This is a genomic window from Halomonas cibimaris, assembly GCF_039537045.1.
In the GTDB taxonomy this organism is placed as follows: domain Bacteria; phylum Pseudomonadota; class Gammaproteobacteria; order Pseudomonadales; family Halomonadaceae; genus Vreelandella; species Vreelandella cibimaris.
Genome location: NZ_BAAAZT010000005.1, coordinates 18,077 through 39,907 on the forward strand (window position 1 = coordinate 18,077; position 21,831 = coordinate 39,907).

Annotated in this window: 21 protein-coding genes and 1 pseudogene; 12 read left to right on the forward strand and 10 right to left on the reverse strand. The window is 54.5% G+C overall.

What is annotated here, in order from left to right; all coding sequences use genetic code 11:
- Nucleotides 1–9 precede the first annotated feature (9 nt).
- From ABD654_RS00150 to ABD654_RS00175, 6 genes are read right to left on the reverse strand one after another with little or no spacing between them, the layout of a single operon-like run.
- Complete coding sequence (locus ABD654_RS00150) at nucleotides 10–468, reverse strand: hypothetical protein (protein ID WP_344701065.1); 459 nt, start codon at nucleotides 466–468, stop codon at nucleotides 10–12.
- On the reverse strand, nucleotides 465–1,778 hold the full coding sequence (locus ABD654_RS00155) for an AAA family ATPase (RefSeq protein ID WP_344701066.1): 1,314 nt from the start codon (nucleotides 1,776–1,778) through the stop codon (nucleotides 465–467). Before ABD654_RS00155 ends, ABD654_RS00150 begins: the two co-directional genes overlap by 4 nt.
- A 14-nt stretch (nucleotides 1,779–1,792) precedes the next feature.
- The gene (brxC, locus tag ABD654_RS00160) at nucleotides 1,793–5,227 is read right to left on the reverse strand and encodes a BREX system P-loop protein BrxC (RefSeq protein ID WP_344701068.1); all 3,435 of its coding nucleotides are present in this window, start codon (nucleotides 5,225–5,227) and stop codon (nucleotides 1,793–1,795) included.
- Between the two features lie 51 nt (nucleotides 5,228–5,278).
- Nucleotides 5,279–5,830, reverse strand: coding sequence for a BREX protein BrxB domain-containing protein (locus ABD654_RS00165; RefSeq protein WP_344701070.1), 552 nt, complete (start codon nucleotides 5,828–5,830; stop codon nucleotides 5,279–5,281).
- Nucleotides 5,823–6,641: a hypothetical protein gene (locus ABD654_RS00170; protein ID WP_344701072.1), complete on the reverse strand. Its 819-nt coding sequence runs from the start codon at nucleotides 6,639–6,641 to the stop codon at nucleotides 5,823–5,825. The genes ABD654_RS00165 and ABD654_RS00170 overlap by 8 nt, the downstream gene beginning before the upstream one ends.
- A 57-nt stretch (nucleotides 6,642–6,698) precedes the next feature.
- Nucleotides 6,699–6,917, reverse strand: a complete 219-nt coding sequence (locus tag ABD654_RS00175) for a helix-turn-helix domain-containing protein (RefSeq protein ID WP_344701074.1) — start codon at nucleotides 6,915–6,917, stop codon at nucleotides 6,699–6,701.
- Between the two features lie 144 nt (nucleotides 6,918–7,061).
- Between ABD654_RS00175 and ABD654_RS00180 the strand changes: the two genes are divergently transcribed.
- From ABD654_RS00180 to ABD654_RS00195, 4 genes are read left to right on the forward strand one after another with little or no spacing between them, the layout of a single operon-like run.
- The gene (locus ABD654_RS00180) at nucleotides 7,062–7,298 is read left to right on the forward strand and encodes a hypothetical protein (protein ID WP_344701076.1); all 237 of its coding nucleotides are present in this window, start codon (nucleotides 7,062–7,064) and stop codon (nucleotides 7,296–7,298) included.
- Entirely contained in the window at nucleotides 7,291–8,454 is a 1,164-nt protein-coding gene (locus ABD654_RS00185) for an Arm DNA-binding domain-containing protein (protein ID WP_344701078.1), read from the forward strand. Before ABD654_RS00180 ends, ABD654_RS00185 begins: the two co-directional genes overlap by 8 nt.
- Before the next feature lie 10 nt (nucleotides 8,455–8,464).
- The gene (locus tag ABD654_RS00190) at nucleotides 8,465–8,785 is read left to right on the forward strand and encodes a hypothetical protein (RefSeq protein WP_344701080.1); all 321 of its coding nucleotides are present in this window, start codon (nucleotides 8,465–8,467) and stop codon (nucleotides 8,783–8,785) included.
- Between the two features lie 53 nt (nucleotides 8,786–8,838).
- A complete protein-coding gene (locus ABD654_RS00195; protein ID WP_344701082.1) occupies nucleotides 8,839–9,072 on the forward strand; it encodes a hypothetical protein in 234 nt (77 codons plus the stop codon).
- A gap of 64 nt (nucleotides 9,073–9,136) precedes the next feature.
- On the opposite strand, the gene ABD654_RS00200 is transcribed toward ABD654_RS00195, so the two are convergent.
- On the reverse strand, nucleotides 9,137–11,359 hold the full coding sequence (locus ABD654_RS00200) for a tyrosine-type recombinase/integrase (protein ID WP_344701084.1): 2,223 nt from the start codon (nucleotides 11,357–11,359) through the stop codon (nucleotides 9,137–9,139).
- A 524-nt stretch (nucleotides 11,360–11,883) separates the two neighbouring features.
- Between ABD654_RS00200 and ABD654_RS00205 the strand changes: the two genes are divergently transcribed.
- Both ABD654_RS00205 and ABD654_RS00210 read left to right on the forward strand, forming a co-directional pair.
- The gene (locus ABD654_RS00205; RefSeq protein ID WP_344701087.1) at nucleotides 11,884–12,621 is read left to right on the forward strand and encodes a glycosyltransferase family 2 protein; all 738 of its coding nucleotides are present in this window, start codon (nucleotides 11,884–11,886) and stop codon (nucleotides 12,619–12,621) included.
- A gap of 97 nt (nucleotides 12,622–12,718) precedes the next feature.
- Entirely contained in the window at nucleotides 12,719–13,702 is a 984-nt protein-coding gene (locus ABD654_RS00210; RefSeq protein WP_344701089.1) for an IS30 family transposase, read from the forward strand.
- Between the two features lie 304 nt (nucleotides 13,703–14,006).
- On the opposite strand, the gene ABD654_RS00215 is transcribed toward ABD654_RS00210, so the two are convergent.
- Nucleotides 14,007–14,993 carry an IS481 family transposase gene (locus tag ABD654_RS00215; RefSeq protein WP_344701091.1) on the reverse strand — a complete coding sequence of 329 codons (987 nt, stop codon included), beginning with the start codon at nucleotides 14,991–14,993 and terminating at the stop codon, nucleotides 14,007–14,009.
- A 157-nt stretch (nucleotides 14,994–15,150) separates the two neighbouring features.
- Here ABD654_RS00215 and ABD654_RS00220 point away from each other — a divergent pair, with 157 nt between their 5' ends.
- The 6 genes from ABD654_RS00220 to ABD654_RS00245 are packed head-to-tail and all read left to right on the forward strand — an operon-like array spanning nucleotide 15,151 to nucleotide 20,463.
- Complete coding sequence (locus tag ABD654_RS00220) at nucleotides 15,151–16,323, forward strand: glycosyltransferase (RefSeq protein WP_344701093.1); 1,173 nt, start codon at nucleotides 15,151–15,153, stop codon at nucleotides 16,321–16,323.
- A gap of 57 nt (nucleotides 16,324–16,380) precedes the next feature.
- Entirely contained in the window at nucleotides 16,381–16,821 is a 441-nt protein-coding gene (locus tag ABD654_RS00225) for a sugar transferase (RefSeq protein ID WP_344701095.1), read from the forward strand.
- Nucleotides 16,822–16,835: 14 nt separating this feature from the next.
- Nucleotides 16,836–17,675 (forward strand): hypothetical protein, encoded by an 840-nt coding sequence (locus tag ABD654_RS00230; RefSeq protein WP_344701098.1) that lies wholly within the window; start codon nucleotides 16,836–16,838, stop codon nucleotides 17,673–17,675.
- A complete protein-coding gene (locus ABD654_RS00235) occupies nucleotides 17,675–18,646 on the forward strand; it encodes a sulfotransferase family protein (RefSeq protein ID WP_344701100.1) in 972 nt (323 codons plus the stop codon). The genes ABD654_RS00230 and ABD654_RS00235 overlap by 1 nt, the downstream gene beginning before the upstream one ends.
- The gene (locus ABD654_RS00240; RefSeq protein ID WP_344701102.1) at nucleotides 18,643–19,254 is read left to right on the forward strand and encodes a sugar transferase; all 612 of its coding nucleotides are present in this window, start codon (nucleotides 18,643–18,645) and stop codon (nucleotides 19,252–19,254) included. Before ABD654_RS00235 ends, ABD654_RS00240 begins: the two co-directional genes overlap by 4 nt.
- Nucleotides 19,255–20,463 carry a DegT/DnrJ/EryC1/StrS family aminotransferase gene (locus tag ABD654_RS00245; RefSeq protein WP_344701104.1) on the forward strand — a complete coding sequence of 403 codons (1,209 nt, stop codon included), beginning with the start codon at nucleotides 19,255–19,257 and terminating at the stop codon, nucleotides 20,461–20,463.
- A gap of 60 nt (nucleotides 20,464–20,523) precedes the next feature.
- Here the strand turns inward: ABD654_RS00245 and ABD654_RS00250 are convergent, their stop codons facing one another.
- Entirely contained in the window at nucleotides 20,524–21,762 is a 1,239-nt protein-coding gene (locus ABD654_RS00250) for a hypothetical protein (RefSeq protein ID WP_344701106.1), read from the reverse strand.
- Nucleotides 21,747–21,831 (reverse strand): annotated as a pseudogene (locus ABD654_RS00255) (IS5/IS1182 family transposase); the annotation flags it as partial. The gene ABD654_RS00250 and the pseudogene ABD654_RS00255, both read right to left, overlap by 16 nt.

A 21,831-nucleotide genomic window follows, 5' to 3' on the forward strand; every position in this document is an offset into this window, starting at 1 on the left:
TTTTGTGCATTACGGTGCCGAGCGGTCGTAGCCTGCAAGGTGGTGATCTAGAGACCAGATCATGACTCGGCGCTGCGGGTTCTGCTCACAGAGCCGGTGCCAGTCGTGGATGATGGAAAGGTCTCCCAGACCGCTGCCACTGCCGGCATGGTCGGGGAACTCTGCCAACCAGGCTTGCAAGTGCTCGGCCTCCAGGAAGTTGATCGGCTTGAAGGGGCTCTGGCCGTTCAATGCCGCCCCAACCTGCTGAACAAAGCGCTGGGCGCAGGCTCGGCGCTCGCGGCCATCGCCGTGCTGGCCGATATGGTTGCCAGTCTCCAGGATCGTCGCCATAGGCAGGAAGAGAGATTCCCCTCGGGTGAGCCGATCTTCCAGTTCCGCGAGGACGTCAGCGTAGTGGCTGTCCATACCGGGAACCCTGAGCATCTCCACGAATACCGAAGTATCAATCAGGCAAATTGCACTCATCCCTGAGACTCCAAGTCCTGCTTGAGCTGCTCCAGCCAGGCCAAGGCACTGTCGCGGCGCTGCTCGGATGAGGTATCGTCCTTAAGGAAGCGTTCCAACACTTTGCGCGTCATTAGCTGGCCCAGCGGCCCTTGGGCCACCAGCTCGCTGTAACGCGGCATGTCACCAAGGCGTACCAAGCGGCTATCACCCTGCTGCGGGTCACGGTAGCAGCACAGCACATCAGCCAAGGCGGCATCCGGCAGAGCGTCCAGAAGCGCGGGATTATGAGAGGTCATCAGTACCCGCAGCTGCCGCTGGCTGGCCACCTCGCGAATTTGATTGACAAGCACATCGGCGCGGCCAGGATGTACGCCATTGTCGACTTCTTCGATGATCAGCAGCGCGCCCTCGGCTGCCGAGAGCAGCGCGGCACCCACGGCCAGTACGCGCAGGGTGCCATCGGAGAGCAATGGAGCGTCCACCAAACGCTGCTGCTCGCCGAACGTCTCTTCCAGGCGAACCATGACGTCCTGCCGAGGCGTTTCGATGAACTGAATGTCGGTAATATCCTGCTCCGGCAGCGAGCGAATAAAGTCGAGCAGTGCCTGTTTGCTTTCCGCGTTCTGGCATAGTTGATAGAGCACGGCGGACAGGTTACTGCCATCTTCCTTAAGGAATTTATCTCCGGCATATTTGTAATCACGCATCTGTGCTGGACGCGGATCCAGAAAAACAATATTACGCAGCGTATCACGCAGAGCACGGGTCACCTGGGGTATCAGCTCTTGCGCTTTGGTATGTTTTTGCTGAAACCGTCCTGGGGTTTCCAACTGGTAAAACACCGCCTGGCCGTTGGAACATGGGATATGTGGCTTGCTGGGGCCTTTCATAAAATTATTGTAGGCGATGCTAATTTCATCGCTATGCTCATTGGGCTCGCTGTCCACTCGGTAGAGCGGCACCGTTTGGTCGATGCTGGTGATTTGCTCATTTGCGACGACGAGACGACTGCTTAACTGATCGATCGTAATAGAGAAATCACACCACTCGTCGGGGGCATCGGCCAGGTGGGCATCCAGTGTGAATGGCTCCCCTTCAAGGCGAAACAGATCGCGTGCCTGGCCGCGCACTACGGTATCTCCCCCCTGGATGTCACGTTCAATATCATCCAGCCGCATGCCCTTTGCCAGCCAGTTGAGCAGACGAATAGCCTCCAGCGCATTACTCTTGCCAGACGCATTAGGCCCTACCAGAAACGTTAGCGGTGCCAGATCCAGCCTGGCCTGCCGGTAGCTTTTGAAATTGGTCAATTGAATGGATGTCAGCATGAGATAGACCTTGGTTACTGAGTAATCACCGGCCCGTTTTGGAGGGCTTCGCGCAACTCATGGCGAGCCTCATCCAGCCAGGCCTCGATATCGGCCTCGCTCTTGAGAGTGCGGCGCGCCAGGCTGACAAACTGCACCTCGGGCTCCATCTCCTCAGCAGCCTTGACCAGCACTTCGTCGAAGCGGCTGGAAAGCGCGGCGATGCGGTCGGCCAGAGCGTCGGGACGCACGTGGTTCAGAGTCTCCAGCACCTGGTCGGTAGCGCCGAGGGTGATCTCGGGCGCATCGGCTGCTGTCAGTCGCTTGGCGGCCAGCAGATCGTAGCGCTGATCCGGTGAGAGTTGCTGCCAGTTGTCGTCTGCCTCCAAACGCTGCATGCCGGCGGCGTGTTCGTCCGCATAGCGCTGTTGGAGTTCGTTGAAGGTGTCACGAAACTGCTGGGTGAAGTTAGCCAGCAGCGGCTGGACGGGGTCGGGGTCATCCAGCAGCGAGCGATGCTCGCGGATCTGGCTGACCTGGACGAGCAGCGGCTCTGCATCGGGCAGGCTCTTGGCATGATCGGCCAGGCGCTTGAGCGTGACCCATTCAGGGCGACGCTGCTGAAGCTTCTCGGCAGTGGCCTGCCACTCGTCGATGGCGGCGAGCAGTTCGGCCTGGTTGCTGACGATGGCCTTTAGCTGATCGTTACCACTGCTAGTGCGAATGGCTTCAAGAGCATCCAGACGGGGGGCTTCCGGTGTCGGCGGTTCACCCCCGGCCTGTTCGGCCAGGGATCGGAGTCTGTCAGCGAATTCGGGTGCCTTGGCTGACTCCTCGCCGGACTTGGCGTGCACGCCGAGCTTCTGCATCACCTTGCGGATCTTGATGCGCTCGCCAGCGGAGATGGTGGTGGCCTCCACGCGAAACTCGGTTTTGCCGATGGCGCGGCGATCAAGCTGCTGAGGAGCGGTACCATCACTGGCACGGATCTGCCCGGCGATCAGCAGCACCTGCAGGGCGCCATCGATGGCGTCCTGGGGCCAGCCGTAGTCGCCGTGCTCGAAGTGGTCGCGGATCTCGCTGCCTTTCTTGCCGTTGCCCAGATAACTAAGAATGGCCTTGCACACCGGATGGGCTTGGGGCTCGCCCTCGTAGCCCACGGCCTTGAGAGCATCGGGGGCACCCTGCTTGGCCTTGGCGTAGACTTTGTCCCAGCTGGCATGGTCAGCCTGATGGAACTTGGGATGCAGGCGAGTCAGAGCGTTCTCGGCCCCTTCTTGAATCGCCTCACGCAGGGTCGAGCCAACGATTTCGTTACCGCCGCCCTGAAACGTTTGGGCACCGTTAAAGGCTTCTCCCAGTAATTCGCGAATACGCCGTTGGGCGGCGTCGCGGGTGGTCTGCATGGCGGAGCGAGCTTCTTCCCCTTCGGGAGTACCTGGAGTGCCGCGTGTTTCCAAAGTAGCGCTGGCGGCCTTGAACTCAATTAGCCGGCTACGTAGTTCATCAGCAGAGCGCTTGGGGATGAACACAAATAGCGTAGGGGATTCCGCCCCTGCCTGAAGGGCGTCAGCGCGCACTTGGCTAATGTCGTCGGACCAGCCGTTGCGCACCCATACATAGAGCTTTTCGGCTGCATCACGGGGCAGCTCTACGTCAAAATACGGGTGGAGCGGGCGCGGCACTTTGGACTCACCATGAGGCACGCTAAGATTGCCGACTTGCTTGGCAAAGTGCTGACGGATCAAGTCGTCACGCTCGGCCTCGATCTGATGCGTGGCATTGCCCAGACCGCTCTGGTGAGACAGAAAGGCATCGTTCCAAGCGGCGCTTTCCTCGGTCTGGATACGGTACTCATCACCCACTTTGATGATGAATTCACATTTGTCGAGCAAGCCAGGCAAGCGACTGCGCAGCGAGCTGCTGCCCGCCTTGAGGTCATCGACCAGCAGATCGGCGATGTTGGCCAGCGTTGGATACAGACCGAGCTCGGTATTGGTGCTGGCCACCTTGTTGATGATAAAAACAATGGCGCAGGCACGAGCCGTCAGCTGCTCTTCTTCACTGCCTTTGTGCCACTGCAGGCTGGCATCGTGAAGCTTGCGCGGCAGTATGCGGAACTGCAGTAGTTTGTCCGACAAGTTGAAATAAAGATAATCGGCAGCAATTACGTGACCAAGCGGCTCATCCAGATTTGTCTTGATGGCGGAATGTATCAGGCTAAGCTGGCCCCGGATCTGACTATCGGTGCCGGTCTGGTCAAGCACTCTCAGAGCGGCATCCCAGAAGCGTCGGCGTACCGGCAGGATGGGATAGTCCTGGGCGAAGTACTGAATGTCTTGCTGACGATGGGCGATGGAGGTTTCTGACAGGTGACGAGAGATCTCACCTAAGTTATTCTCCATCATCTCGGTAACGGGGCTTTTGGCCTCGGGCTTCTTGGCTAACAGCACCTGGCGGATAACGGCATCAACGTCGGCATCCGACAGTTCAACACGGAGCGTAAAACGGCCTTGAAGGCGAGCCAGGTTGCTGGTGCCGGTGATGGCGGTTTGGCCAGTGCCGATCACCATCAAACGATTGCCTATTTGTTTGCCACAAGCTTCAATTGCCTCTTGAACTTCGATGGAGCGCTGACCATCAGTACCGATATACTGCTGAACTTCGTCTAGCACTACCAGTGTGAGTGGCATTTTTCCATCACGACACAGCGCCTGCCGAATGGCACTCACCATATCATCGCTGCTGACGTCATCCACGTTTGGGTAGAGGTTCATCAGTGTCGGGGCGCAAGCTTGAGTGCTGCTAAAGAGCTCGGGCTTTGCGTCCACTAATGCATGATGCAGTGTGGTGGAGACCGTAAACATCTCGACTTCTTTCTGCCAGGGCTTTCCCTCGGCTTCGACAGCCTGTTGGATTTGCTCAAAAATCCCCTCTTCTTTTAGCCACATGACAAAGCGAGCGGCAGGATACTTAGCAGGCAACCCGGCCGCACGAAAGAGTATCGAGAGAAGTGCCATACGCGCGCTGGTATCCCGCGCGCTGGTACCAAGGGTACCCGATGCGGAAAATAGCCCCCCGTGACGCTTCCCCTGAGTGGAGAGCTCTTTGAAGAGATCCTGAATTTCTGGAGGCAAATGAACGAGGCCGCGTGCGGCGGCACCGTCATCAAGGGTGACGTCTTCCCAAAGATTGCGCAGCATCTTGGCCATGTGCGACTTGCCCGACCCGAAGAAACCACTGATCCATACGCCCGGCTGCTGGGTGGCACCACTACTCAAGTTACTTAGGTAAGTATCGAGGATATCCTGCATGCCCCTGGCGTACTGGCCATCGCAGACGAAGGTCTCCAGCTCATAGCGCAGCGCTGCCTGGGCAAGTTCACTTCGGTCATCGTTAACATAAGCAACGCCCTCGTTGACCAGGCTCTGCTGAGATGGATCTTTGGCGTAGATATCACGGTTGCGCATGCGTCCGTTCCCCTGGGAAAGCGAAGTTAAAAATTTGTTCGTGGCGCTGGCTTAGCGCACGCCATCAGCGGTGATGGGCGTAGCCAAATAGTTCCAGCCGTCGTAGCCGTCCAACAGTCGGTAGTTATTGTTCTCAAAACTGCCTGGAAACATGACCACCAAGCGGCCGCTAACATGGTGAGCGAAGCTATCGACTACGGCCTTGACCTTGAGAAAACCAAAGAGGCTACCCACACCATACAGGGCTATCACATGGTTGCTGCCTGCATTTTTTTCCCTGACGGTGTTAATAAAGCGCTCTTCCAGCCACTCCAGATAATGATGATCAATCATCTTGAGTTGGCTAGGCATAGCAAAGAAGGCCTCAGCATACTCCTGCTCGCCCATCCACTGGGCAAAGGTGTCGGTAAGGTCGAAGGTAACCCACTCATGACCTTCCTGCCGCGTCGCTAGTTCGAATTCCCCCAGATGGGCGCGAACGCGCAACTCCTCGGTTTCTGGATAGATACAAAAGACCACGCGCTGAGCAGCGGCAGCATCGTCACGCCAGGGCAAGCCGACAAAACGACTATAGGAGCCCACCAATCGATTGATTTTACTCATGGCTGCTGTCCTGCTGAAAAGCCGGCGTGGCGTCGCCGTATGTCAGCGCACGTTCAACCACGCTATTTTGCGCTGGAAAAGCAACGTCGATGACGTTGTCAATGTGGCGCATTACGATCCAACCTTTTGCTGAGGCTTGTGCTGCCAATTCCAACACACGCTCATCACCCGCTTCCAGAAGCCGGCAATACAGACTGCGTAGCAAAAGCTCTCCTCTGTCACCCTGCAGCCAAGAGAGATACAGGGCATATGCGACGGCACCTGGCGTCACAGGAGGCTGCCGGCGTATTTTTTTGCTTCGCCCCTGGAGGTGCCCTGACTTCGTTAGGCTGCTATTGATGTTTTGCGCTGATGATTTCCGCGTAGCCGGGCTAAACCGGTTGGGCCAGAGCGTCTCAATCTGCTCCTCTAGCCATACCCTGGCTATGGATGTTCCGCAGGGATTGGCGAGAATGATCGAGACAGTGTCGCGTAACAAACTATCGCGTGCCATTGAGGCTAGCAAAGCAAGCATCGGACGTGCCGCCTCATCGCGAGACCAAAAATAGCGCAGCCCTGCGCTTACCGGGTTGTCGGGATCCAAACCATATAGTTCAGCCAAGTGTCGCGCCGTTAATTGGCGAGTACGCCCTGAGCGTTTACCCAAACAGTTATATTCGCATATTGCGATGCGATAGTCAGTGGGGGCCGCATCAGCGGGCACGTGCTCAAACAAGGTCAAAAGCTCGTCCAGCATGATGGTGCGTGAAGAGTGTACGCCGCCTTTACGGGTGATAAAGCCCAAGCTCTCAAGGATAGCGGTAGTTAGCATTTTCGATTCCAAAACAGTGTTTTAAAGCAGCGTGGCCTGAATCGTATATATGTATTTCTACTCAGAGCGCTTGGATAGTGGCACATACTCAAAAAGCTCCCCCACCTGGCAGTCAAAATAGCGGCATAGCTCCGCCACCACCTCCAGCTCCACGCGGCTGGCCGTTTCGTGATACAGCCGCGTCACGGTGCCTCGGTTGATGCCGGTATCACGTGCAACATCGACAATTTTCAACTTTCTCTCCCCCATGATGCGGGACAGGTGACACTTAATCATCACGCCTCCTAGCCCTTTTTGATCTACAGAAGAACAAAAAGGGTTGCAAAAGATCTTTTATGGGCTATATTGGTCTCCAGAAGGGCATTTGGCCTTATATGAAGCCTTATTGTTCTTCTGGAGCCTACCACAAGGAGGCAGGCTATGTCTGTTCATTATCTGACCACCAGCGAGCTCGCCGAGCGGATCAAGTACGACATCCGCACCATTCGCGAGCGCCTGAAAGACAATGTGCTGATCGAAGGCATCCATTACATCCGTCCGTTTGGCGGCCGCAAGATTCTGTACCTGTGGGAGCCCATCGAGCGCGATATGCAGCTGTATTCCAAGGAAGAAAGCCTGGGTGTGCCAATGGCGGGTGGAGGTACTTGTCATGGGTAGGATTGCCGTACGCAAAGAGACGCAGAAGCTGTTTTTCGATTTTAACTACTTGGGCAAGCGCTGCCGCGAGCAGACGGCGCTACCGGATACGGCGGCGAACCGTAAAAAGCTTGAGCGGATTCTGCAGAAGATCGAGGCGGAAATTACGCTAGGCACGTTCGATTACGGCCGCTACTTCCCTGATAGCCCGCGTGCCAAAAAGCTCAGCAAACGCGCGCTGACCAGCGTAGGCGGCTATCACGCGACGCCGCTGCTGCGCGAGTTCGCCGAGACGTGGTTTGCCGAGAAGGAGATCGAATGGCGTGAGACGCAAATCGTGACGGTGCGGGGGTGCTTGGATCAGCACATTGTGCCTGCCTTGGGGGATAAAGAGGTCGGCAGCATCACCCGCGCAGAGATTCTTGAGTTCCGAGCGTCCCTCGCTAAAGTTCGCTCCCGGAACGGCAAGACACTCTCTGCTAGCCGTATCAACCACATCATGACGCCTTTGCGCATGATGCTGAATGAAGCCGCCGACCGCTACGAGTTTAGCTCATCGTTTCGCGGGATTAAATCGCTCAACGTGCCGCGCACCGACGTGGAGCCCTTCACGCTGGAGGAGGTGCAGCGCATCCTCCAGCGGGTGCGCCCGGACTTTCACGAGTATTACGCCGTGCGCTTTTTTACCGGTATGCGTACCGGTGAGATCGACGGCCTGACCTGGGAGCACGTGGACTTTGCACGGCGCCAAATTCTGGTGCATCAGGCGCTGGTCGCGGGTGAGTTCGTCCCCACCAAAACCGACGGCTCGTTTCGCTCTATCGATATGTCGCAGCCGGTGTTTGACGCCCTCAAGGCGCAGTACGAGGTAACCGGCAAAACCGGCTTGGTGTTTACCACCAGGAAGGGTACGGCGCTGTCGCATCGCAATGTGACCAAGCGGGTGTGGTACCCGCTGCTGGAAGAGTTGGAGCTGCGCCCTCGCCGCCCATATCAGACGCGCCACACCGCCGCAACGCTGTGGCTGGCAGCCGGTGAAAGTCCGGAATGGATTGCTCGGCAAATGGGCCATACCACCACCGAGATGCTCTTCCGCGTGTATTCGCGTTTTGTGCCCAACCTGACGCGTCAGGACGGCTCAGCCTTTGAGCGCATGCTGGAACAAAAACAGGCGTAAGGAGACGATGATGTATACCTTGGATGCTATCAAAAAAGCCCGCGAAGATATCGAAAGGTCGCTCCGGGCTGAACAAAATACAAAAATTCAGCGCCGTGTGGAGCGGCGCCTGGCTGAGTCTCTGGCAGCTGCCACCAGCATCGCCAGCGGCAGCGGACTGGTAATGTGGTTGGGCAACGGCGATGAAAAAAGCAATTTGGATGCGCTGGTGACATGGACAAGCTTCACGCTCAAGCAGCTGGGCCTTGAAGCCAACCGCCAGGCTATTCCGCATCTGCTGGCCGAGCTGGAACGCACCCTGTGGGCCTGGGAGGATCAGTCATGGCATTAACGCAAACGCAACAAGCAGCGAAGGCTGGCCGCGTGTTTGAGCATGAGGTGTACGTGGCTGGGGTCGAGGGTCCCGAGTGGCTGATGGAGCACCGAGTCTGGGCGCTGTATGTGATCGGCGCCAAGGGCGGCTGCCACTTTTACCTTACCGATCGCCACGTTAACGCGCACGGCGTACCGCAGATGGGACAGCGTATTCAAGCCACGGCTAAATGGGCCAAGTTCATCAGCATCCAGCTGTGCTTTCTCACGGCGTATCACGTAGTCAGCGACCCTCTGCCACGCTGATACTACTTCGATTTACGGCAAGACCTATCCCCAGCCCGCAGATATTGTAGGCTGGGGATACTTTTTATGTCTCGGCCTCAGCGCCATGTACCTCGTCGCTGCTGGTTAATCCCAGGACCAGCAGGGCCATAAAAGCGGAAAAACGCACTGCCTCCCATAGCGGCTGCTGAGTGCTGGAGTAGCTGGCTTCGCGGGTAATTTTCAGGTCAGCATTGCCGTACCAGTGCCGCGTTTTACCCGATTTAGATGCCGCTGGCACCAGCTCTATGCGACGCTGCGGAATGTCTGTTTCCTGCGCCCAATAGCTTTTTACCGCTTTTTTCTTGGCTGCTTCTTCCACCTCTACCACCAGCCACGTATGGATCATGCAGCGTAACGGCCTGAGCATACGGCGAATGCAGCGGATGGCATGGGCATCCGGCAGCGTGATATGGCCGGTGCTTCGCTGCATGTGCCGGCGAAATATTGCCAGGCTTTCTTTGGCTTCATCGGGCTTATCATGATGCCAATCCAGCAATTGATGAAAGAATTGTCCCGCTTCTTTGAGCACACGGGGCTTGATCGGTGGTGCCATGCAGCGGTACAGCTCGGGCATGTAGAGATACTGCGCTGCCGCCAACTCGTCGCGTCGATCCTGCTGCTCTCGGCGACTGAAGCGCTGTTTATCCCGGCGCGTCTTTTGCTGCATCAGCCGCTCGCCGTTATCCACCCATGCCGCCAGCTGGTCGGGCGCCACGACAAACCGCCTGGCCGTTTGCTCGATCGCAGTATTCGGGTCGATGCCTCGGTATTCCTGCTGCTCGATAAGCCGCAGGCCCTGGTAAATTGTGATGGCCTCTGGCCACTCGAAGGCGGCATCCGTCAGCGTATCCAGGGGGTTGTCGGCCGGTGGCCGGTATAGCTGCCAGGCATCTTCCTGCGGCATCGCCGCGCAGTAGTGCTTCCAATCACCTTGGGTCGGTTCCAGCAAGTCGCTGGCATGGGTTTCCCGACGGAGCTTATGTCGGCTGCGCCAGCTGCTCAGCGATGTTTTGGAGCTCGCGTTCAGCAGCTCCATTTGCATATCTATCGTCACCAGCGGATCAATGCGCTGGCGCAGGGTATGGCCCAGCGTCCAGTCTACCAGGTGGGAATACGTGTCCAGGGTTTCATCGGGGCTGGCATGCCCGGCCCAGAGTGCCAGCTGCCAGAGCCGCTTGCGTGAAGGGCTGGTGTGCGGCACAAGACCTGCCTGCGCGGATATATCAGCGTCCAGGTTGGGCATGGCGATGTGGCCTTCATCATCGTGCTGCCAGGCATCTGGTAACAGCTCACCGGGCGTTCGCTCCAGCAGCCGCAGCAGCGTGAAGGTGACAAAGCTATGACGCAGGTGATGGTAGCGCAGCGTTGCATCGCCGCTTACCGTTTTGAGCGCCGTCTGAATGGGCCTGAAAATCTCCTTGTCACCCAGGGGCAAGGTGCCGCCACCGCTGCGGCAAAATAGCAGGTGTTTTTCAGCCGCCTGGGTGGTGCTTTCACCGCGACGACGCTGGCACCAGTCGATTAGCTGGCGCTTTTCGTCCGGCATTAAAAGCCATAGCGGTAGCCGCCGTTTGGCCGAGTACGTTTTGCCCTTGTGGAACTGGTTGGCACGAATCAGCAGCTCGCCCGGCACCTCGTCATGATCCAACACGTAGGCTACGTCGCGTACCAGCAGCGACGCGCATTCGCTGCGCCGTAGGCCCATCCGATACCCCAGCATCAGCGCCAGCGACTGCATGGTACGAAAGCGCTTGGGCTGCCGGGAGCTCTCAATAATCGCCAGGGCGCGCCGATACTCCGCCGGGGTAATGATATTGGTATCCGCCAATGACGCCGTGCCCTTGCCCACTTCCAGCTCAACATCCGGCGCGGCCTGGGTGTCGATCACATAGTCATGAAACTGCCGTAACCGATTTTGCACGCGCGCACGGCTGCCGGGATTTTTGGCGTCGCTAATCACACGCTCATAGAGCGCCTGCCACTCGCCGGCATCCAGTGCTTGAACGTCGTCAATCTCATAGCCATGAGCCAGCAGCGGACGTGCAATGTTGGATAGGTACGTTGCGACCGAACTGACTGCCAACCTGGACTTGACGCGGCCGCCGTGCTGCATCAGTGATTTTGCCCAGCCGGCCAGCAGCTTCAGCAGCGGGCTGTTTTTATCCGATTCTGTTAAAAAACGCTCGATATGCTGTAGGCTGGCCTCGCGTCCCGTTTGGCCCGTAGACGTTGTGAAACCACTCTGGAGCTTTCGTAGCTGCTGCATTTGGTCAGGCAGCTCGGAAGCCCTTGGCGGAACCGGTGCATAGGTCAGGCCGGTAGCATCGGTGTCATCCTGATGGCTCGCCAGCGTGATCGTTTGCCCGGTAGTCAGCCGATGCCAGGTCGACGGTCGTAGCGACGGCGCAGCACTCGTACTGCCGGCGTAGCTCGTCAATAGGGGCATCATATCCAGCGATGTCGAGGTGTGAGCGGCGGCGATAAACCAGCCCAAGCTTTTGGGTGGCCTCGCCGGTGCTACACGCTTGGCGTAATAGAAAAAGCAGGTTTCCACGTTGATTCGAGAGGGCCACGCTTGCCCCACTCGTTGATAGTAATTCAGCAGTAGCAGCTGGTTCATCGGGCTTAAAAACAGCCGGCGGTACAGCGTGTTAGCTTCAGTATCCTGAATTCATAGAATAACTGCAGCACTTTGGACCACAAGGTAGAGGCAGGAGGGCCAGTGCCGGTACCCTCCCTGCTTTACCGACCAAAGTGAAGCAGAGCATGGNCGAGGGTTGGAGAAAATACTTGAAGGATAATGATTGTGTAGCCGTGCTGTTGCCAACGTTTAAGCCGGGAAGTTATATTGAAGCTTGTTTAAGCTCGCTAGATGCTCAGATTTTAGATAAGTCTAGGTTTTCTGTTTATATAGCATTAAATGGCCCTCGTGATCCATATTATCAGTATGTTGTAGACTTGTTGGAGTTCTTCGAGTTTAGGTGGAGTTTGTTTTATTTGAGTCGACCTGGTGTTTCGAATGCTAGAAACGTATTGTTAGAAAAATCCACGGAATCATATGTTTGTTTTGTCGACGATGATGACGTTTTAAGTGAAAATTATATAGAGTCTCTGCTGAAGGCCTCCGATCCACATACTATTGAAATTTCTAACGTTAGGCAGTTTTCCGACAGATCTGAGGACGTAACGCTTGATTATATCGGAGTTAGCTACCAAAAGTTGCGTGATGAAGAGGACTCAATTTTCAGATCAAGAAAATACTTCTCATCGCCCGTCGCCAAGGTTATTCACAGAAGCATAATTGGTGATTCAAGATTTGATGTTCGTGTATCTCGTGGAGAGGATGCTTTATTCATGGCGAACCTCTCGCCTCATGTGTATAAGATCCGAAAAGGGGTTCCTGAAGCCTACTACTGTGTCAATAAAAGGGTGGGTTCAGCAACCAGGCGAAAGATAAGTCGAGTGCAAGAGGCAAAACGAATAACTTATCTACTTCGGTGCTACAGTTCTATGCTGTTGAATCCCTGAATTCATAGAATAACTGCAGCACTTTGGACCACAAGGTAGAGGCAGGAGGGCCAGTGCCGGTACCCTCCCTGCTTTACCGACCAAAGTGAAGCAGAGCATGGGATACCAACAGCTGACCCAGACACAACGATACCAGATTTACGCCCGCCATGACTTGGGCAGGAGCCAGCGACAGATCGCCAGGGAACTGGGGCTCCACAACAGCACGATTAGCCGTGAGCTGCGCCGCAACGCGACGGCCAGTGGCTATGATCCTGAACAGGCTCAGGCTTGCAGCGATCACCGACGACGTACCGCCCGCAAGTGGACGAAGCGCTTGCCCAGCTTGATCGCAGCGGTGGCCGACCGACTTCGTGAAGAATGGAGCCCAGAGCAGATCAGTGGATTCATGGCACCGTTGGCCGGTATCGGCGTCAGTCATCAGTGGATTTATTCCCTGGTCTGGGAGGACAAGGCCCGCGGCGGCACGCTTTGGCAGCATCTCCGGCAGCCCAAGAGGCGCAGCAAGCACCGTGTTCACGCCAAAAGCGCAGGGCTTGGCAAGATACCTGGTCGCGTAGGTATCGAACATCGCCCAGCCGAGGTTAAGAGTCGGCGCTACATCGGACACTGGGAGGGTGACACGGTGCTTCAGGGACATAAGCAATCAGGCATCGTCACGCTGGTTGAGCGACGCAGCGGCTATCTATTGGCGGCACGGCTACCCACCATTACAGCGGCGTTGACGAAAGCGGCCATGATCCGCCTGCTGAAGCCTCGTCGAGGTGCGGTGAAAACGATCACGCTGGATAATGGCTCGGAGTTTTCGGAGCACCAGGCCGTGGCGAGCGCCGTAGCAGCGAGAACCTACTTTTGCGACGCCTATTGCTCAGGGCAACGTGGCACCAATGAAAACACCAATGGCTTGATTCGGCAGTATTTTCCCAAGGGAACTAGCTTCCGCCAAGTCACCGATGCCGAGCTACGCAGGGTGGTGAGAAAGCTCAATGACCGCCCCCGAAAACGACTCGGCTATCGAACACCGGCACAGGTGTTCCTGGGGGAGTACTCTGGAGCACTGAATACCCCGGCTTATTCATGAGGCTGGCTTGAAAATAAAGATGGCGAGGGGTTTCTCTTGTAGAATCAGGATGTTCCAGCCAGAACTTGATTCAAGAGGACCTCTCGCNTCTGGGGGAGTACTCTGGAGCACTGAATACCGCAGGTGCTGCGCTTATTGGTTGAATTCAGGTCCTAAATTTGATAAGTTGTTGTTATGAGTCGTTTGGCGGCGACAGTTTTACATGTAAAGAAAGTTATTAAGGGAGTTTAGATTTTTTATATCTGCAGAATCTCTTATGTACAGCTCTGGGCTTGATTGCAAGTATATTTATGTTGTCGCCTTGCTAAGTGTCGGGTCCCGAATGATTGATTACGCGCTTCCAGAATAATTCGGGCTTTTCTTGCTGCCACCGCTTCATTTCACCAATGGGCGTTCGGTGGTGCAAGGCTTTCTGGTTGATGTGGTGGTTATATAGCCAATTATAGCGCTTGAGCGTGGACTCAAGATCCTCTCGAGAGTCGAATCGGTGTGTGTTCAGCACATCGCTGATGCGCCCATTGAAGCGCTCTACCATGCCGTTCGTTTGTGGCCGGTAAGGGCGAATCAGACGGTGCTCTATCGCGTGGCTCTCACAGAGCCGGTCCACTTTATGCTTGCCCGTCGGCCGACGCTCTCCGCCTGCGGCAAAACGATCGGTGAAGCACTTGCCATTGTCTGTCAGCAACGTCTTGATGTTGAACGGGGCTTTCTCACGAACGTGGCGTAAAAAGACCTCGGCATCATGAGCGGACTGGTGCTCGCGTACCTCCAGGTAAACCCACCGGGTCGCTCGGTCAATCGCCACGAAGAGATAGCGTTTCCGGCTTTCGTCAGGCATCTGCGGCAGATATTTGACGTCAACATGAATATACCCCGGCTCATAGCGTTTAAACGGCTTGTGAGGCGGTGCCTGCGCTGCTTGCTCCTGTTGTCTCAAGTGGGCCAGGCTCGGCAACTCGCGGCGCTTCATCAGGCGCTCAAGGGCAGAGCGCGACAGATCCGGGTGAAGGAACTCTCTGGCCACAGTGAGCAGGTCATCGAGACTCAGACGCAGATATTCACGCAGTGCGACGACGATCTCTTCCTGTGCCGGCGATAGGGTTGTCAGCAGGTTATGGCGCGTATGCGAGCGGTCATACTGAGTGGTGCGATAGCGCCATCGCGCGATGGTAGGGCCCGATACGTTGTAGCGTCGTGCCAGCTCACTATCGCTGACGGCGGCCGGCGCTTGCTGAATCTCATGACGTATACGGGGTGTGGTGGTCGCTGTTTTATGCAGTTTGATATCCATCACGATGCTCCTGAATGAACGACGCAATGAGGTCACGCGCTGCCAGCAGAGGATAACTCCTATGGCTCAATCTATCATCCGGGGCTCTACAGCTAAGATTTGTAAGATAGTTGTTCTTCATATTTATCAGTAAATCTTTATTTATTTGTGGACTTTTATGAAAAAAATCTTAATTGTTGCTCCTTTTTGTTCTTTGCCTGGGGAGCAAGGCTTTAGTAGGTTCTTATATCTGGCTAATCTTTTGTCAAAAAGATACGATGTCACATTATTAACTAGCAGTTTTAGGCACTCAACAAAGTCTCAAAGAGAGCAACGTGAAGATTGTTTTTCTTACAAGGTAAAAGTCGTCTTCGCGCCTAGTTATTTTAGTAATGTTTCACTGAAAAGAATCTTTAGTCATAGGGTTTTTTTTAGAAACTTTAAAGATTGGTTCATGCGGAATGGCACTGATTTCGATTTGGTTTATTCAGCATATCCTTTAATAAGCACTAATGTTTTTCTCGTGAAAAATAAAAATGTATTTAACTATAAGTTGATAATTGATGTGCAGGATGTGTGGCCGGAATCTATATCTGCGGCTTTTCCATTCGTTAAAAATTTCCCATTGTGGATGATCCCATACACCAGCAGGGCCGATTTTTGCTACAAGGGTGCAGATGCCCTAGTCGCTGTGTCAAAGACCTACCTTGATAGGGCGATGTTAGTTTGCGATATTCCAGTTGGAGCTGTTGTATATATAGGAAGTGATTCGGATAAGATTGAAAGTGCTCAAGTATTGAATCTGGACGAAAGAAAATTAAAGTTGGTGTATATTGGAAGTCTCGGGCATAGCTATGATATTAAAACGGTTGTTTTGGCTGTTAATGAAATGATTGAAGCTGGGCTCCCTGTAGAGTTGCATATATTTGGTGGGGGTCACCAAGAGTCGGAGTTAAAGGCTGTGGCCGGCCAAGATATTAACTTTCACGGGTATGTTGACTATGACAGGATGATATCCTTTGTAAAGTCGTGTGATTTGGGAGTGAATGCTTTGAAAGCCAGCGCGCCCCAATCTATTACGAATAAGCTTTCCGATTATTTTAGTGTTGGTATTCCTATGTTGAATAGTCAAGCTACAGAAGAGCTTCATACACTATATGAAGGTTACCCACATGTAAATTACACGGCAGGTAGCGTCGATAGCTGTAAGGCCGCAATTGCGCGTGCTCTTGGGGATCCGTCGTTTAGAGGGAAGTATCCTAAGGAGATTTTTTATCGTAAGAATTGTTATAAGATAATCGAAGATAGGATTTCATCCACGTTAAATATAAATGAATTTAGGCCCAAATAAACTTAATGAATTCGTTTTATCGTAGTGCTATCTGATTAAATTATATTAGGTATTTTAATGATCAAGCGTACATTCGATGTTATCGCCGCGAGTGTAGGGTTGTTATTGCTGGCCCCTGTACTCACGGTCGTTTTTATTAGAGTGCGTAGAAAGCTTGGCACCCCAGTATTTTTCCGACAAGTTCGCCCCGGCATGCATGGCAAACCCTTCGAGATGATCAAGTTCCGTACCATGCGCGACGCCATCGATGCCGACGGCAACCCCTTGCCGGACTCTGAGCGCATCACGCCCTTTGGCCGGTTTTTGCGTTCCACCAGCTTGGATGAGCTGCCGGAGCTATGGAATGTATTGAAGGGAAATATGAGTGTAGTAGGGCCGCGGCCGCTGCTGATGGAGTATATGGACTACTACACCGAGGAAGAGATGCTTAGGCATATTTTTCGACCTGGAGTTACGAGGTTGGCGTATCTACATAATACCATAGGAGGTAGTAAATGATAGGCTACTGCTTCATGATCGACCATGCCGTTCATTGGCGTAGCAATCAAGGTGGTCTTTTCCCATTATCGCCCCCGGGGACGCTTCGGAATTTTGATGATAGCTCTGCCAAAAACCTGTTAGAAAAAACCGGAAAATTATTTTGTCGATGGGAGACGTGTTTCGGTCAAGTTTCCGATTCCAATTGGTGGCATATCATTAAAGATAAGCCAGAAGTTATCGAGAATCTCCCAAAAAAAACACGTTACATGATTCGTAAAGCGGATAAAGCTTATGAGGCACGTCCTGTTGAACTGTCAGTTATACGCGACAAGGGCTATCCGGTTTATGTGCGAGCATATGAGCGCTATGACACCCATGAACCAATGTTCTCTGAAAAAGAATTTCGTGATGCTATCGAAACTTTGCCTGCAGAGACAGAGTGGTGGGGTGTTTTTAATCGGGAAACCAACGATCTAGTCGCGTTTTCAGAGAACTATGTAGAAAACGGCACTTGCTTTTATGTAACCATGTGGCTTGAACCAGAGGCCATGGCAAAATTCGTAGGTTATCTAATTTTCCATGAAATGGAGCTTCATTATCTTCAAGATCGCGGTTTTCAGTATGTATCTGATGGTGCAAGGAGTTTGAGCCATGACACAAATATCCATGACTTCCTGATTCGAAAATTCAACTTTCGTAAAGCCTACGCAAAGTTGCACGTTGTCTATAAGCCGTGGCTCGGGGCTGCGGTCTCCTGTGCCTATCCTTTTCGGAATCTAATTGGTAAGGTTTCTCTTGGCCCATTTAAAAAAGCATCCATTTTGCTCAAACAGGAAGAAATTCGACGTTCTTGTGCAAGGGTGGTTGGTTGATGGCCGGTCGTTCGTCTCTTGCTGTCAGGTTGGCAAGGCAAATTCAGCAGGCGCCTTTGTGTTTATTTCGATTTGTAGAGTGGCCCTTTGTTGCCGTATTCGGTAGAAAGAAGGGGCCTACACCCGCAATTTTTGTTCTAGCTGTACCGCGCAGTGGTTCTACGGTTACCTACCAAACCATCTGCCACGGCTTGGCGGTTAATTACTTATCCAACCTTTGGCACTTATTGTACCAGTTACCACTGGCGGGCGGTTGGTTGTCGGCGAAAAAAGCTCGGCACCATCAATCTGATTTTACTTCTCAGCATGGGTTTGTGGCTGGTCTGGACGGGCCGGCAGAAGGGCTTCGTTTCTGGCAATGGTGGCTGGGCTGCGGGTTGTCTGATGCAGAATGTTCAGCCCTTACAACTAACAAGCTGAATAAGCGCACGAACTATCTACGCCGGGTGTTTTCGGTGCTGGCACGCAATAGCGAACCCTTTGCAACAGCCTACCTGGGCCACACTTTGGTGCCAGACACGGTAGAGCGAGCTTTTCCAGGTGCCGTATTGATTCGTCTGAAGCGTGAGCCTGTTTCTAATGCCTTGTCTTTGCTCAAATCTATGCGCAGAGGCAATTCCGGTTGGTTTTCGGTTAAGCCCCGTGAATGCGAAGGCTTGGACACAGCCACAGAGCATGAACGGGTGGCAGCGCAGGTCTATTGGCTTAATCGCCGACTGGATGATGCAGCCTGTGTAAGTAAAATGCTCACGGTTCATTACGAAGAGCTTTGTGAAAACCCGGAAAGAGAGATTGAGCGGATTCGACAGTTCTGTGAACGCATGGGGCTATCAATAGCACGTAAATTTAATTTGCCCAAAAAATTTCATTTTAATAAAGTTGATTTGAATTCTGATTCCGACGCGATAGCAATTCGTCTGGCGTTGACTGAGCTCGAAGCAAAACACGGGAAACTGGAGTCAGTTGAGTGAGTAAAACGACTCTTTCTGCCGGGCAGGCAGCGGCAAAACGTTGCTTTGATTTTGTAGTTGCATTTTCAGGACTAATCGTTACGTGGTGGCTCATCCTCCTTGCATGGTTGGCGGCAACGATTGATACACGCTCCAATGGTTTTTTTATTCAAAAGCGTGTTGGAAAAAACGGCAAAATTTTTCGAGTGGTGAAAATCAAGACCATGCGCCCTGTTGCAGCCTTTGACACCACGGTTACACGCCGCGGCGATCCTCGTATTACTCCTCTGGGAGCTTTCTTTCGTCGCACCAAGATTGATGAGTTGCCACAGCTTTGGAATGTACTGTTGGGTGAGATGAGCTTCGTTGGTCCTCGGCCGGATGTTCCTGGTTATGCAGATAAGCTGAAAGGCGAGGAACGGGCCATGTTGTCGATCCGACCCGGCATTACCGGGCCGGCCACGCTCAAGTATCGGAATGAAGAAGAGTTGCTGGCTGCCCAGAACGATCCGGAAGCCTATAACCGAGAAGTGATCTGGCCTGACAAGGTACAGGTAAACCTTGAGTACATTCGTAACTGGTCGCTACGGCGCGACATTCGGTACATTCTGAATACGGTGTTTCATTAAATGTTAAATGGACCTTTCTCACCTTGGCCATCTTTTACTCTAGAAGAAGCCGATGCGGTGCAGCGCGTGCTGCTTTCCAACCGGGTAAGCTACTGGACCGGTCAGGAAGGCCGCGAATTCGAACGAGAATTCGCGGCCTTCGCGCAAACGGAGCATGCCATTGCCGTCTCCAACGGCACCACGGCGCTGGATCTGGCGCTTGTCGGGCTGGGCATCGGCGAGGGGAAAGGTCGAGAATGCGACGAGGTGATCGTCACCTCGCGCACCTTCCTGGCCTCGGCTTCGAGCATCGCCAACGCCGGGGCGGTGCCGGTATTCGCCGATGTCGATCGCGATTCGCAGAACATCACCGCGGCTACGGTTGAAGAGAAGCTCACCGCCAACACTCGGGCGATCGTCGCCGTGCACCTGGCGGGCTGGCCCTGCGAGTTGGACGCGCTGATGGCGCTGGCCGATAAACACGGCCTTACCGTGATCGAGGATTGCGCCCAGGCCCACGGCGCCACCTACAAAGGCCGCAGCGTGGGTAGTATCGGGCATGTCGGCTGTTGGTCGTTCTGCCAGGACAAGATCATGACCACCGGCGGCGAAGGCGGCATGGTCACCACCAACGATGAAGCGCTTTGGCGCAAGATGTGGGCCTACAAGGATCACGGCAAGAGTTGGGAGGCGGTGTATGAGCGTGAGCATCCACCGGGATTTCGCTGGCTGCACGAGAGCTTCGGCACCAACTGGCGACTAACCGAGATGCAATCGGCCATCGGGCGCATTCAGCTGGCGCGCATGCCGCAGTGGACGGCCGCGCGCCAGGCCAATGCCTGGCGCATCTGGCAGGCGGCTAGCGAGTGCCCGGGGCTGCGCGTGCCGGCGATTCCCGACCATATCGAGCACGCTTTCTACAAGTGCTACGTGTTTGTTGAACCAGACGAGCTTGCCAGCGGTTGGGATCGCGATCGTATCATCAGTGAAATGGTGGCCCGAGGCGTGCCCTGCTTTTCCGGCTCATGTTCCGAGGTGTATCGGGAGAAGGCCTTCGACGGCTATTCAGGCAGCCCGGGCTGGCGCCCTGAGCATCCTTTGCCCGTGGCCCGTGAGCTTGGCGCAACCAGCCTGATGTTTCTGTGTCACCCTACCCTGACCAAGGCCGAAGTTGACAAGACCTGCTGCGTGCTGAAAGAGGTGATGGCCGAGGCAGCGGTCAAGACTTAGCGTATCGCACCACCGAAACCTCAAAACGTAGCGAAAAGGTATACATGACTCAGACACGCGCTACTGGCTTAACCGGTAGAGGATCAGGTTGGCCAGCAGCGATTCCGAGAGGACGTCGTCTTTGCCCTCTTTTGGTAGCACAACATGGAAGTCGGCCTGCTGCGGGTTTGGCCAGCGCCGTTTACTCTGTATGACCTGCGTTGTGATACGCTGGAAAAGCTGCTCTTCATCGATGACTATCAAGCCGGCATTTTCATTGTGGTCGATACCCTGTAGCGCAGTCAGTGCGGCCTCCTCATTGCCAGGATGTCGGTGCTGAGCCCAAAGCATGCGGACCTTGGCGGCGTCAATCGGAAGCTGCAGAAAGAAAAATAACTCCGGCTTTCCACAGCGGCGTAGCTCGCGGGTCATGCCGAGAAAGCCAGTGCCACCCAGGTATTGGTGTAGCGGCGTCGGGAAAGCGTCCGGGCTTGTGGCCAGAAATGGCAGCTCTTCGGTCAGCTCTTGGACGAGCCACGCCAAGGCCGAATAGCCTCCGTCTGGGTCACGGCAAGTGGCATTGTTGGCGGCGCCCGAAATACTTGGCGAAAGCTGCCCCTTGAACACATTGGTATGTTGGCTGCGTCGCGGAATGATCAGCGCGCCATCGCAGGTACGCAGCAGGCAGCTGATACCGAGATGGTTTTCCGGCAGGGCACTGTCGAGTTTACTGAGTTGAGGCCCCGGCTCCAGCAGATCGCGATAGGTCAAGCCACCTGGCAGGCTAAATTCTGGCAACAGATTGGTGGCCAAATAGTTGTAATAAAAAGATTTCTGGAACTGAAGGGTGAAACAATCCGGGGTGGCCTGCCAATGATGGGTCGCCAGCGTCAGGCCGTTGTAGTCGTAACGATCCACAGCATTAAAGCGTTTGAGAATGGTATCCAGGCCATGTTCGGCCACGATCCATGGCAGCTCGTACCAGTCATCCTGTAATTCAAAGCGGATGGCGCCGATAAGCATCGGGCTAGCCGGCGCCCATTCCAGCACGCTGTGGCTCACAATCAGGTCATGCCGTTTGGTCAGGCGCGCAACCTCGCTGGCTCGACAGATATCCGGTGATAGGCCGCACAGGGCCCGAAGCTTGCCGGAAGTTTGACGCTGTAGCGCCAGAAAGCGATGGCTTTCACTTCGATACTGCTTGAGATAGAAACGGGTATCGAGCGAGTAGCGCTGTCCTTCTTGCTTGCTGGTGTTGCGGTAGAGCAACATCAGCGCCGCCTGTACTAGGGCCTGTTGACGTTTCACATTGGCAGCCATAAAAAGCTGCACGCCAAGGCCACTATGCTTTCGTAGTTTCGCTTGAGCTTATCGTAACGCGTCGCGATA